Genomic DNA, 14,204 nt, shown 5'->3' with positions numbered 1-14,204 from the left:
TACTTCAACTGTCAATGCTCAATTTTCAATTAAGCTAAAAACCTTTGCTTTCTTATAAAATTTAATTAAAACATAGGTTTATTTTATATTTTATCATACCATTTTAGTATATCATACTTTATTGTCTAAAATATTTACAACTTATTAATTTTTTAGGATACCTAGTACATTTTTAGTTTATAATACATAATCCCCAGCAAAACTCTTAACTGTTAACTCCAAACATAAACAGGTTACATCCACAATATCAACTACATTAACAAAACTCATAACTAATGACAAATGCACAATCCCAAATAAGCAATTTAGGATTGTGCATTGTAAGTTAGTATTTTAATTTACTCAGCTATTTATATAACATCGTTTTTTAATAAATCTTCGTAAGATTCCCTTTTGCAAATTAATCTCGCTTCATTATCCTTAACCATTACTACTGCAGGTTTTGGTATTCTATTATAATTACTTGACATAGAATATCCATAAGCTCCAGTTGTCATAATAGCTAAAATATCTCCACTTTCAACTTTAGGAAGCTTCACATTCTCCAGTAATATATCTCCAGATTCACAACACTTTCCTGCAATAGTTACAACTTCCTCATTAGCATCTGTAACCCTATTTGCTAGAAGACACTCATATTGAGCATTATAAAGAGCTGGTCTTATGTTATCAGTCATTCCTCCATCAACTGAAACATATTTTCTTACGCTAGGAATTTCTTTGACTGAACCCACAGTATATAATGTAAGCCCCGCATTAGCTACAATACTTCTTCCCGGTTCTATTGTAAGTATTGGTCTTTCTTGACCAGTTCTTGCACAAACTTCATCAACCTTGTTAATTATAACGCTACAATACTCTTCTGTTGTCTTTGGTTCATCTTCCTCTGTATAATATATTCCAAATCCGCCACCAAAATCTACCTCTTCAATAAGATATCCTAAGTTTTCCTTAGTATTTCTCACAAGTTCAAGCATTATCTCTACAGCATCTTCATATGGTTCTAAATCAAAAATTTGTGAACCTATGTGACAGTGTATTCCTGCTAGATTTATATTTTCCAAACTTATTGCTTTTTTAATAGCATCTTCTATAACAGTTCCAATTGGCGCAAAGCCAAATTTAGAATCTATTTGTCCAGTTTTAATATATTCATGAGTATGAGCCTCAATTCCTGGTGTTATTCTTAAATAAATACTTTGAACTTTATCATACACTTTAGCTATATTATTTAATGTTTCCATCTCATAATAGTTGTCCACGACAAAATTGCCAACACCTAACTTAACCCCTAACTCAATTTCATCTATAGTTTTATTATTTCCATGAAACATTACTTTTTCAAGTGGAAACTCTGCCTTATACGCCGTATATAATTCGCCCCCAGAGACAACATCTAATGACATGTTCTCTTCTCTTAATAATTTACACATTTGAACTGTTAAAAAAGCCTTACCAGCAAAAGCTACTCTATTATTATTTTCTTCACATTTAAAATATTTTCTATAATCTCTGCAATAATCTCTTATTAATGCTTCGTCAAATACATAAAGTGGACTTCCATATTCTTTTACTAAAGCCTTAGCATTTACACCACCAACAACTAGTTGATTATCCTGTGTTTTCATTGTTCCAAATAATTTCATTTGCTTAACCCCCAATTTAATATAATACACAAATTACAATTTACAGTTTGCAAATCACAATTGTGATTAAAAGCTTGTAATTAAAGAAAACTTTACTAAATATCCATGAAAACAACAAACGCCACAGAATATTTCTGTGACGAGTGGTAAATTTTCACGCTATATAATACGCACATATTTTCATCGATTATCAATTTACAAAAAAAGATACATTATAAATATTTAATATCTATAATAGATAATCCTTCACCTTTTATAAATTATAAACTGAAAAAAGTACCGTGTAGCTCAACACTTACGTGACAGTTATCCACATATTCTATGAATACCCAGAAATAAATTACTGCATTATAATTTATTCCTTCGGCCATAATACCTTTTAGTATAAATCTTAGCCTGCAAGCTCCTTATACTTACTCTTTATTACAGCTCCTCTACCCCAGGTCAATAACATTTGGCAATTTTCAATTGTCAATAATAAATCCATCATTGATAATTAAACATTGATCCTTGTTCCTTATTATCTTATTAAACTATTACAAATATGATACCATAAATTGAAGTTAAATCAACATTTTTTTGCTAATCAAAATAGTTTCCTATTCTTTTCTATATTCATCCATAAGATCTCCCATAATACTTGCTGAAGATGGGGGGGTATAAGTAATGGCATTTGCCCCTGCTTGTATTGTTTTACTTATGGACTCCTCTGTAGGTCCACCAGTAGCTATTATAGGGAATTCAGGAAACCTTTTTCTGATATTTTTTACTATATTGGCTGTATTTTTACCGCCTGAAACATTCAATATAGTTGCTCCAGCTTCTATTCTTTTTGCAATATCTTCATCTTCTGAAATTACAGTTACTATTACAGGTATATCTATAGTTGCTCTTATCTTCTTAACAACTTCATTGCTAGTTGGAGCATTTACAACAACGCCCATGGCCCCTTTAAATTCTGCATCCATTGCTAAATTAACAACTCTTTTCCCTTGAGTAATTCCTCCACCAACGCCACAAAAAACTGGAACGTCAGCTGACATTACTAATGCTTGTGTTATTATTGGCTGTGGTGTAAAAGGATATACTGCAATTATTGCATCTGCATTACTATTTCTTATTAACGCTACATCTGTAGTAAAAAGTAATGACTTTATTCTTTTTCCAAAAATATTAATTCCACCACAATTTCTTATAACAGCTGGAACTTCAATGACATGATTTCTAAGAGTACCTTTTATTTGTGGAATAAATTTAGCTTCTTTATATGTTGTCATAGATTATATCCCCTCCACATCAATTTTTAGAGCTTAAAATTAAAATCACTATATAATAACTTATTATATTATACTCTTTTATCCTCATTCTGAAAGTTAAATTTTGTTTATCCACATTATCCACAGTTTTTATCCACAAGTATGTTTATTATTAATAAAGCCCTTATAATTATCTTATAAAAATATTACTGTAAAAATTCAATCACAAAAACTTAGTTCAATAGTAATTTATAATACCGTTTATCAAAAGTTATCCACATTCAAAACACACTTATCAACACTATGAACAATGCCCATATTTACTAGCTTTAACGTATATTTTCATAAATATAATATACACTTTGTCCACAAACTTATTCACAGATTACAAATTAACTATACTTTACGCACAATCTTCACTAAATTGTAAAGAAATTTTCACGTGAAAAATAAATGCTAATATAATTATATAATTTCCATCAAAAATAAATTCATATTTTCTAATAAACAAAAAAATATGAATTTATTAATAATAATTACATTTTTTTCTATTTATATATTTTAAATATATCATCTAATAATAATCAACGCAATTAAAAATAAAATATTCTTTAATCTTTAATATTTTTTCTATTAAACAATATTTTTTTATAATCTTGCATTGTTAAAATCAAATCAAATATTATTAGTAGTAAAGATGTATATAATACAATATATAAACTTTTCTCTGCTAATAAATATAGCTCATGTACTACTGGATGAAAAAAATTAATCCCTATATAACAAAGAATCATCCAACATACTGAAAAACTAAGAGTTATATATCCATAAATATTATATTTATACTTTGAATAATCCCAATAAACTTTATTAAAAATATGCTTCAAAATATATCCACTTATATATTCAACAGTTGTTGGTATTAGGAAATATAATAATATCAAAGATACACCTTGAATTTCAAGTATTTCATTACATATAACTAAACTTGTAAATGCTATACCATACATAGGCTTAAATGGACCTATTAAAAAACCTTCCTTCTTGAAAGTTTTTGCAATTGCAAAACTATATACTTCTTCTATTGACCATCCTAAAAAAGAATATAATATAAAATTGAATGTTAAATAAAACATTACATCCATCAATTAACCACCTTTTCCTGTAATTTAAAAATAGTATTTGTAGATGTAATTTTTTTTATCCTTAGATATATATTTAAATTATTATTTTTATAAAAGGTGTTTTTTTTCTTATAAAAATCCAATTGTTAGCAATGTAAATTATCAATTAGAATATATAGATACACAACGTAAGAATTATATTTATGCAACAATTACCGAAATTAGATACGTGTATATTCAATTTATAAGTTAAACTCTTAAATTTGATATCTATATGTTATAATAATATTATTTAATTTCTAAATTCATCTGAAAATTTGTATTATTATAAATTTGATAACTGAATTTTAGATATAAGAGTATCTTAGGAGGGTAACTTACATATGGAAAAAATTTATTATGATAACCAATATCTTAAGAAATTTACTGCTGAAATCGTTGATATAAAAGAAATTGATAACAAATTTCACGTTATATTAGATAAAACAGCATTTTTCCCAGGTGGAGGAGGGCAGAATTGTGATCTTGGATCTTTAGAGAATGAAAAAATTATTGATGTATATGAAAAAGACGACATAGTATACCACGTTCTTGAAAAGAAGCCTATTAAAATCCATAAAGTGAAATGTATGATTGATTGGAATAGAAGAACTGATGGTATGCATCAGCATTTAGGGCAACATGTTTTATCAGGTGCCTTCTTTAATCTTTTTAACTCCAATACTTTTGCAATCCATTTAGGTTCTGATATAAGCACCGTTGATATTTACGGCATTTTATCCGAGGAACAAGTACGAGAAGCAGAAAAGCTTGCAAATAAAATTATTGGTGATGCTATACCTGTAGAATCTTTTGTTCCAACTAAAGCTGAATTAAAAAAATTAACACTTAGACGTGCTCTTCCTAACACGCAAGAAGATATTAGAGTTGTAAAAATAGGAGATTTTGATATAAATGCATGTTGTGGACTTCATCCTGCATCAACTCTTGACTTAAGGCTAATTAAGATTAAAAGATTTGAAAAACATAAAGATGGAACAAGAATAGAATTTTTAGCTGGTGAACGTGCTGTTTCTGATTCCTTCAAAAAAGATGAATTTCAAAATTCCATCTGCAGATATTTAAGCTGTAATGAAAGTGAGGCTATAAATGGTATTAAAAATTTAAATGAAAGTCTTCGTACTACTAATGAAATGAATAAAAGTCTTAATATTTTGTTAGCTAAATATCAAGAAAAAGAAATGCTTGAGGATGCGGCTAAACTAAATGATATTAGAGTCATAAAAAAAATCTTTGTCGGCGAGAACTTAAAATATGTAAGCAATCTCACTTCAAAGCTAATTGAAAATGAACGTACAATTGCTTTAATGGCCGTACAATCAGAAGAAAAAGTTAATCTTATCTTTGCCTGCTCAAAAGATATTAAAGAAGTTAAAATGAACGATTTACTAAAAGATGCAATATCTCTTATTGACGGTAAAGGTGGTGGAAGCCCCTTCCAAGCTCAAGGTGCAGGTAAAAACAATGCAAACCTTGAAAGTACATTAGACTATGCCTTCAATAAAATAACTCAATCTATATAAATCCATAGACTTTAATTTATATAGATATCCAAATCAAGAAATAGACTTATGCAACAATCACCGAAATATGATACAGTTATCTTCCGCAGGACTAGTGAAATTTTTGCTGGAAGGTTCTAAATGGGGGCTTGTCGTCATTTACAGCGTGTTCCAGATATAAAATCCCCAAGGAGAAAGTTCATGTTTCCAAATATAAAAGCTCCAGAGAGAAAGTTCGTGTTTCCAAATATAAAATTTGGACACTTACTTTTTGGACATTCACTTTTAGACAAGCTGTAAATGAAACAAGCCCCCATTAACAACCTTCAGCAGCTCAATTTCACATGCCTGCTCCAGAAAAAATGTGTCATATTTCTAGTGTAAAGTTTTAATTTCTCAAGAGTGTATACATATTCCATCTATAAGTTAAACTCTTAAATAGATATCTATATATTAAATGCATAAAAAAATGTTGGTATTAAATCTACCAACATTTTTTTATAAAATAAACTTTAAAGCATTAAATCAATGATTTATTCTTCTATACTAACTACATCATATCCTTCTTCTTCAATAGCTGCCTTTATTTCTTCATTACTATTTGATGTTTCTACTATTGCACACTTATTTTCAAGGCTTACTTCCACAGAAGTTACCTTATCTAAATTTTCTAATGCTTCCTTAACATGAGCTACACAATGTCCACAGCTCATTCCTTCGATTAGTATTTTCTTCTTCATTTAATCACCCCCTTTATTCAGTTTACAGTGCACAGTTTACAATTTACAGTTAGGTCACAATTCCTGCTGATGGCACATAGTTTAAAGTTAGGACATAATTTCAGTTTACAGTTTAGGAAGAAAAGCCAGAGGCTTTTCTGAATATATATTCAGAAATTCCGTTAGGAATTTCCACCTTCAACTTCGAACTGTGAATTGTTACCTGTAAACTGTAAAACGTCTAAGTCTTAGTGCATTTGTAAGTACCGATACTGAACTTAAACTCATTGCTGCAGCTGCTATCATTGGATTTAATAGTGGTCCTCCAAATATATGGAGAATTCCCATTGCTACTGGAATACCTAATACATTGTAACCAAATGCCCAAAACAGATTTTGTTTTATATTTCTAATGGTGGCTTTACTTAATTTAATTGCAGTAATAACATCCATTAAATCGCTTTTCATAAGTACTATATCAGCTGATTCTATTGCTACATCAGTCCCTGAACCTATTGCAATTCCAACATCCGCTTGTGCAAGTGCTGGCGCATCATTTATTCCATCACCAACCATAGCAACTTTATTTTCACCTATTTGAAGCTTTTTAACTTCATTTGCTTTGTCTTCTGGTAACACTTCTGCCAAAACAATATCAATTCCAACTTGTTTAGCTATTGCATCTGCTGTTTTCTTATTATCACCTGTTATCATAGCTACTTTTATACCCATATTATGAAGGGCTTCTATTGCAGCTTTACTGTTTGTTTTAACAGTATCTGCAACTGCCACTATTCCTTTTAATGAACCATTAATGGTCACATACATAGGTGTTTTCCCTTCATCTGCTAATCTATCACTATCTTTTGCTAAAGCCTCGATACTTATGTTTTGTTCTATCATTAATTTCTTATTTCCAAGTAAAATACTTTTATTATCTATCTTAACTTCTATTCCATGACCTGGAATTGCATTGAATTCTTGAATTTCTTTTAAAGCTAAATTTCTATTTTCTGCTTCTTTAACTATTGCTTCACCTAATGGATGCTCTGACCCTTTTTCACTGCTTGCAGCTAAAATCAGTACTTCTTCTTCTGAAATTCCATTTGTTATTATATCTGTTACTACTGGCTTTCCTTCTGTTATAGTCCCAGTTTTATCAAATACAATGGTTTTTATTAAGTGAGTTGTTTCTAAGGCTTCTCCACCTTTTATCAACACACCATTTTCTGCACCTTTTCCTGTTCCAACCATTATTGCTGTTGGTGTTGCAAGGCCTAATGCACATGGGCATGCTATTACAAGAACTGCAATAAATATTGTTAATGCGAATATTTTACTTTCTCCTGCTATAAGCCATGCTACTGCAGCTATTATTGCTAGTATTATTACTGTTGGAACAAAATAGGCTGATATAACATCTGCAAGTTTTGCTATTGGTGCTTTTGACCCTTGAGCCTCTTCAACCAATTTTACTATTTGAGAAAGTGCTGTATCTTTTCCTACTTTTGTTGCCTTGTATTTTATAAATCCTGTTTTATTAATACTTGCCCCAATTACACTGCTACCTATAATTTTTTCAACAGGGATGCTTTCTCCTGTAAGCATTGATTCATCTATAGATGTGCTACCCTCAATTATTTCACCATCCACAGGAAGCTTTTCCCCAGGTTTTACTATTACGATATCTCCAGCTACTACTTCCTCTATAGGAATTATAACTTCATTATTGTTTCTTATTACCGTTGCAGTTTTTGGTGCTAACCCCATTAATGCCTTAATTGCCTGTGAAGTCCTTCCTTTTGAAACTGCTTCTAGATACTTTCCTAAAGTTATTAAAGTCAAAATAACTGCCGCTGATTCAAAATATAAATGCATAACATAATCTGTTTCACCCGATAATATTTTATAAATCGCAAATATTCCATATAAAAACGCTACTAAAGTACTTATTGCAATTAATGAATCCATATTAGGGCTTAATTGAACCAAATTCTTTATTCCAACTTTATAGAATTTATAACCAGCTATCATTACTGGCAATGTTAATATCACCTGAATAATAGCAAAATTAAAGGGATGCATCATAGGATGAAGTACTTCTGGAAGAGGCATTCCCAACATTTCTCCCATGGTTATTACTAAAAGAGGTAATGTAAAAATTAATGATGCAATAAATCTTCTAAGCAGCAACTGACTTGGTTCTAGTTTTTTCTTTTCTTGAATTTCTTCATCTTCTTTAACCAATTTATACCCTGCTTTGTCTACTGCTGCTTTAATATTAGCATACCCTATTTCATCTTCATCGAAAGTTATAGTTAGTTTTTCTGTGGCAAGATTAACTACTGAGTTTTCAACTCCATTAAGTTTTTTAGTAACTCTTTCTACTCTATTTGAACAAGCTGCGCATGTCATTCCTTCAACCTTGAAATTATAGGTTTTAATGTTTTTCTTAACTCCATATCCCGCTTTTACTATTGCAGCTTCAATGTTACTTTGATTTGAAATGCCTTCATCATATTCCACATTTAATGTTTCTGTTGCAAAATTTACATTTGCATTACTTATTCCTTCTAATTTATTTACAACTCTCTCAACTCTATTTGCACATGCTGAACATGTCATTCCTTCTATCTTTAGTAACTTTTTTTTCATTCTTTCACCCTCCTCCTTTATTACACACTCATTTATAAATTAACCACCTATTCTAATTTTCAATGATCATTGATCAATTTTCAATTGTAGGTGCTCAATCATTATTCTTGTTATATATTTTTTGTTTATTTTAATTTTTAATTATCAATTTTCTATGCTCAATTATTGGAATTCTATTAATAATTATCAATAGTACAGAAACCCTTAATTGCTTTCGTCCTTATTTTGAAAGTAATTTTTCTAGAACTTTGCTAAGTTCTTCTATTTTTTCATCTGGATTATTATTCATACAAGCTTCTTTTACACAATGACGCAAATGCCCCTGAAGTATAGTTAAATCAGCTTTTTTTATTAATGATTGAACTGCCATTAGTTGATTGGCTATATCTATACAATATCTATCATCTTCAATCATCTTAATTATTCCTTCAATTTGACCTTTTGCAGTTTTTAATGATTGTAATGCTTTTTTTCTTTCTTCACTCATCTTACTTCCTCCTCCCCCCTAGGGGGTGTTTATAATATTATTATACTTCACTTAATACCTTTGTCAATAAAATAAAAAAAATACATATAAAAAAGTTTAAATTAAGTGTTAAAGTCAAAATTACTATTAACAACATTTATTTAAAACAGCTTTATATATATTTTTTAATATAGATATCCAAATTAGTACTCAAACTTATAAATGGAATATGTATGCATTATCGAGAAATTATAATCGTAACACTACACTAGAAATTAGATACATTTTTCTGGAAGCAGGCATGTGAAATTGAGCTGATGATGGTTCTTAATGGGAGCTTGTTTCATTTACAGCTTGTCAAGATTTCACATCTGGAACACGCTGAAATGACGACAAGCTGCCATTTAGAACCTTCCAGCGAAAATTTCACTAGTCCTGTGGAAGATAAATGTATTTGATTTCGGTAATTGTTGCATAAGTATAATTCTCGCTTTGGATATCTTTAAATAACTCTAAGTTTTTACTTGAATTACTAATTATATTTATTTCTAGTCTTTGTGTTTTCTAAATAATCTACAAAAACTCGAACTATATCTGGATCAAATTGAGTTCCTGCACACCTTTTTAATTCATTAATAGCTTCATTTCTACTCAAAGGTTTTCTATAAAGATCATTACTTGTCATTGAATCATATGAATCTGCAATACTGACTATTCTAGATATTAATGGAATAGACTCTCCCTTTAACTTTAACGGATATCCGTTTCCATCCCATCTTTCGTGATGAGATAGTACTCCTTGTGCAACATTACCTAATTGATTAGTTGCTTTTATAATTCTATATCCCTTTTCAGTATGAGTCTTAACTATTTCAAACTCATCAGCAGTCAAAATGCCTGTTTTGAGTAATATTCGCTCACTAATTCCTATTTTCCCTATATCATGAAGCTTAGCAACTATTTTTAATTCATCTATAATTGACATCGGTAATGACAATTTTTTTCCCATGATTAAAGAATAATTCAAGACTCTCTCTGTATGTTCTTCTGTTTCCAAATTTTTAGTTTGTAAACTTACTTGCAAAGAATTCATAACAGCACTATTAAGGCTATTTTTATTCAATAATTTCTGTCTATATACCTTATCATCTGCTTCTTTCAATGCCTCATATATACTTTTATTTAAACTATTTGTTATTGCTGAACCTAAAGATATACTTATATCAATTAAATTGTGTTCATAGGCCTTACACTTGTCAAATATTTTTCTAATAATCTCCTCACATTCATAATCAGTTGAATTTGGAATTAAAATCACAAATTCATCTCCTCCTGTTCTGAAAATAAATTGTTCATCTGTACATACAGCTCTGAGAACATTAGCTATTTTCTTTATTAATTCATCTCCCTTATAATGGCCAAATGTATCATTCACTAACTTTAATCCATTTGCATCTCCCATAATAACTCCAATAGGCAGATATTTTTCACAAGATAATTCTTTCACTTTCTCTTCAAAAAATGTTCTATTATACAGGCCTGTTAAAACATCTGTAAAACTTAAATGTTTTAACTTTTCCTCTGTTTCTTTTTTCTCTGTAATATCCAAAATTAGTCCAACTACGCCAACTGCTTCTCCATATTTATCGATTACAGGCACCTTTCTTGCTTCTGTATAAATATTTTTTTCTTCACCAGAATCAAGAACTGTTTGATAATTTATGCTTTCCTTTTTCTGTAACACTTCATTATCTTCTATTGTATATTTTTCAGCTAATTCTTTATCTCCATGTACTTCACTATTAGTTTTTCCAGCTAACTTTTTCATTTTATCTTTACCATAAAATTTATCAAATTCTCTATTTGTATAAATATATTTTCCTGCTTTATCTTTATAAAAAACCATTCCTGGTAAAGTATCCATAACAACTTTCAATATATTTTCCTGCTGTTCAATAATCTTATCCTTTTGATTCTCCGCAGTTAGATTACAATAAACTCCAGCTATAGCCATCACTTTATCTTCTTCAGCAATTAGTGGAAATAAGTTATACATCATCTTGGTTTTATTAATGCGACATTCTCCATTTTGAGGCTTTAAATCCTTAATTACAAGATTGTACTTATCAGCATTATCCTTCTCATCTGTTTCACCGAAGATTTCTTCATGACTTAGTCCAATAAATTCAATATTCTCTTTTTCAAACAGCTTTGCATATTCATTATTAACATATACATATTTTAAATCTAGATCCTTTATCCATATCGCATACGGCATATTATCAACTAATAACTTGAATAGCTTATAGTCCATATTATAGTAATCCTCTCTTAATTGATATTCTATAATCTATGTTTTCTCCATAAAAATCACTTACATTTTACCATAAATATACTATACAATAAAGTTAACAGCTAGCAATTAATGCCTTTTATGGCTAATTAATTGCTAACTGTTACTACTTTAATATATTATTTATGTACCTCTTGCTTATAGTTCTTGTCCACTATTTCCTTTAAAACACCTTCTGCTAACTTAGCAAAATATTTTGAGCAATTTAAAATAGCTGTTTCATCCACTTGATATTCTGGATGATGATGAGCATATGATTTTCCCGTTCCAACAATAATAAACGCTCCTGGAATTTTCTTTTGATAATATCCAAAGTCTTCTCCTTCTAATCCCATAGAAATTTGCTTGACATCATATCCAATTCTTCTTCCAAGTTTAGTACAATACTCAACCCATTCTTCTGAATTATTCGTTGCAGGAGAACTTGGATGCCATATAAGTTCTCCATTTCCACCTAGGATTTTAGCTCCCCCTGTGATTATTTCCTTCATTCTTACATAAATAAATTCACGTATATTCTCATCTAAAGTCCTAACTGTACCTTCAAGATATGCATAATCCGGAATTACATTCCAAGTATTTCCTGCTTCCATATGAGTAATACTTAAAAGTGCACTTTCAGTTGGACCTACATTTCGACTAATAATTGTTTGAAGCGATGTCACTATGTTGCTTGCAATTATAATAGGATCTATGCTTTTTTGTGGCTTTGCAGCATGGCTGCCTACTCCAGTAATTTTAATTTCGAACCTATCAACAGATGCAGTCATAGCACCACTTCTTATTCCCATGACTCCAACGTCTTCATCTGATATATTATGTACTCCAAAAATTGCATCAACATCATTCAATACACCAGTTTCAATAATTTTTATTGCTCCATCAGCACTTTCTTCTCCTGGCTGAAATATAAATTTGACTGTTCCTATTAAAGATTTTTGGTGCCTTTTAACTAAATATGCCGCTCCTAAAATTGCAGCTATATGAAAATCATGCCCACAGGCATGCATTTTTCCCTTAATTTTAGATTTATAAGGTAAACAGGTTTCTTCATGAATTGGCAATGCATCAATATCACATCTTATTGCAATGATCGGTCCATTAGGATTTCCTTTTATTTGTGCTACCAAACCTGTTTCTAATGGCAAATCAAGAACCTCTATATCTGCTTTTTTTAGTAATTTTTTTATTAACTTTGTTGTTTCAAATTCTTGATTCGGTAGTTCAGGATTCTCATGTAACTTATGAAATAAATTAATAAGTTCATCATTTAAGTTTTCTATTATTGATGATAGTATCTTATTGACCATATCTCTACCCCTTTATGCTAATTATTTAATACTTTCATTACATTTATTGCTAACATAGTACCTATAATAAATACAATATAAAAAACTATATAAGCTATTGACCATCCACCACTAAAAGAAGCCCTAATCTTTTCATGGATTTCAAGTATAGTTGTATCCTCTTTTATTATTTTCATGAAGTCTTTCCCATATTTAATAATAAATAAAGCTAAGGCAGTAATTCCAATAATCACATATAGAAAAGAAAATGCCATTTGCAATCCTGGTATCTTTAGCAATGTAATCGCTGATAATATGAATGTTATGGTGTTATTAAACATATGGGCTATTATCGATGGAAAAATAGAGTCTGATTTTATTGCTATAAATGCTAATAGTATTCCTACTAAAATAGGATTAATAAATTGAACTAAATTCAAATGGAACATAGAAAACAAAATTGAGGATACAATAATGGCAGTTAAATTACCATACTTCCTCATACTTTTAAGAATGAATCCTCTAAAAATTATTTCCTCTAAAATAGGTCCCACCAAACATACATATAACAAAAACAATATTAGATATAGTTTTTCATTTGGGAAACTAAAATTTGGTTGGGGGATAATTATACCCTTAGTTTTAAGAATAGTATAATATATTGAATAAATTATGCTGGAAATCATTCCTGTTCCTATACACGAAACAGCTCCAAGCAATATAAAGCTTTTAGATGCTTTATTCTTAGTAAATAAATCTTCTTTTAATTTTATTTTTGTAATTAATATTGCAACTATAATTGCCAGAATATCCCCTAATACACATGGAAGATATCCTACAAGTAAACTTCGTACATCATTTGAAAAAGTTATTGAAAAGTTATTATGATAATATTTTTTAGAAATATAGTTAATAAATTTAACTATAAATATAATTCCATATCCTATAGCATATGTTGATATTGCCAAAATTAATAGTATCTTAGAACATTTACCACCTGTCTTCTTTATGTCTGCTTTTAACTCTAATTCTTTTACTTCCATTTCCTGTTCAAAATCATTTATCATCATTTTACCGCCATTCCAAAAACAATGATCAATTGTCAATTTTAATTAATCCTTGAGCATTGACAAT

The 14,204-nt window shown here is 29.5% G+C and carries 10 protein-coding genes and 1 riboswitch; of the genes, 1 reads left to right on the top strand and 9 read right to left on the bottom strand.

All coding sequences use genetic code 11. From position 1 onward, the window contains the following. Window positions 1-350: 350 nt before the first annotated feature. From lysA to L3B98_RS11015, 3 genes are all read right to left on the bottom strand, one after another. On the bottom strand, window positions 351-1,646 hold the full coding sequence (lysA, locus tag L3B98_RS11025) for a diaminopimelate decarboxylase (protein ID WP_238916637.1): 1,296 nt from the start codon (window positions 1,644-1,646) through the stop codon (window positions 351-353). Between the two features lie 276 nt (window positions 1,647-1,922). Next, window positions 1,923-2,091: riboswitch (Lysine riboswitch) on the bottom strand. A 154-nt stretch (window positions 2,092-2,245) separates the two neighbouring features. Further along, the gene (locus L3B98_RS11020; protein WP_238916636.1) at window positions 2,246-2,923 is read right to left on the bottom strand and encodes a hydrolase; all 678 of its coding nucleotides are present in this window, start codon (window positions 2,921-2,923) and stop codon (window positions 2,246-2,248) included. A 590-nt stretch (window positions 2,924-3,513) separates the two neighbouring features. Further along, complete coding sequence (locus L3B98_RS11015; protein WP_238916635.1) at window positions 3,514-4,047, bottom strand: putative ABC transporter permease; 534 nt, start codon at window positions 4,045-4,047, stop codon at window positions 3,514-3,516. Between the two features lie 362 nt (window positions 4,048-4,409). Between L3B98_RS11015 and L3B98_RS11010 the strand changes: the two genes are divergently transcribed. Then, complete coding sequence (locus tag L3B98_RS11010) at window positions 4,410-5,609, top strand: DHHA1 domain-containing protein (protein ID WP_238916634.1); 1,200 nt, start codon at window positions 4,410-4,412, stop codon at window positions 5,607-5,609. Window positions 5,610-6,121: 512 nt separating this feature from the next. On the opposite strand, the gene L3B98_RS11005 is transcribed toward L3B98_RS11010, so the two are convergent. From L3B98_RS11005 to L3B98_RS10980, 6 genes are all read right to left on the bottom strand, one after another. Then, the gene (locus tag L3B98_RS11005; RefSeq protein WP_015395521.1) at window positions 6,122-6,328 is read right to left on the bottom strand and encodes a heavy-metal-associated domain-containing protein; all 207 of its coding nucleotides are present in this window, start codon (window positions 6,326-6,328) and stop codon (window positions 6,122-6,124) included. Window positions 6,329-6,526: 198 nt separating this feature from the next. Further along, entirely contained in the window at window positions 6,527-8,962 is a 2,436-nt protein-coding gene (locus L3B98_RS11000) for a heavy metal translocating P-type ATPase (RefSeq protein ID WP_238916633.1), read from the bottom strand. Window positions 8,963-9,182: 220 nt separating this feature from the next. Further along, entirely contained in the window at window positions 9,183-9,449 is a 267-nt protein-coding gene (locus L3B98_RS10995) for a metal-sensing transcriptional repressor (RefSeq protein WP_015395523.1), read from the bottom strand. Between the two features lie 511 nt (window positions 9,450-9,960). Next, on the bottom strand, window positions 9,961-11,742 hold the full coding sequence (locus L3B98_RS10990; protein ID WP_238916632.1) for an HD domain-containing phosphohydrolase: 1,782 nt from the start codon (window positions 11,740-11,742) through the stop codon (window positions 9,961-9,963). A gap of 158 nt (window positions 11,743-11,900) precedes the next feature. Continuing rightward, window positions 11,901-13,091 carry an amidohydrolase gene (locus L3B98_RS10985; protein WP_077366486.1) on the bottom strand — a complete coding sequence of 397 codons (1,191 nt, stop codon included), beginning with the start codon at window positions 13,089-13,091 and terminating at the stop codon, window positions 11,901-11,903. A 17-nt stretch (window positions 13,092-13,108) separates the two neighbouring features. Beyond that, window positions 13,109-14,137 carry a CPBP family intramembrane glutamic endopeptidase gene (locus L3B98_RS10980; RefSeq protein ID WP_238916631.1) on the bottom strand — a complete coding sequence of 343 codons (1,029 nt, stop codon included), beginning with the start codon at window positions 14,135-14,137 and terminating at the stop codon, window positions 13,109-13,111. Window positions 14,138-14,204 lie beyond the last annotated feature (67 nt).

The organism is Clostridium sp. YIM B02555 (assembly GCF_022320955.1).
GTDB classification, from domain to species: domain Bacteria; phylum Bacillota; class Clostridia; order Clostridiales; family Clostridiaceae; genus Clostridium; species Clostridium saccharoperbutylacetonicum.
The sequence above is the reverse complement of the archived record's forward strand: the minus strand, read 5'-3'. Positions and strand labels throughout refer to the sequence as shown.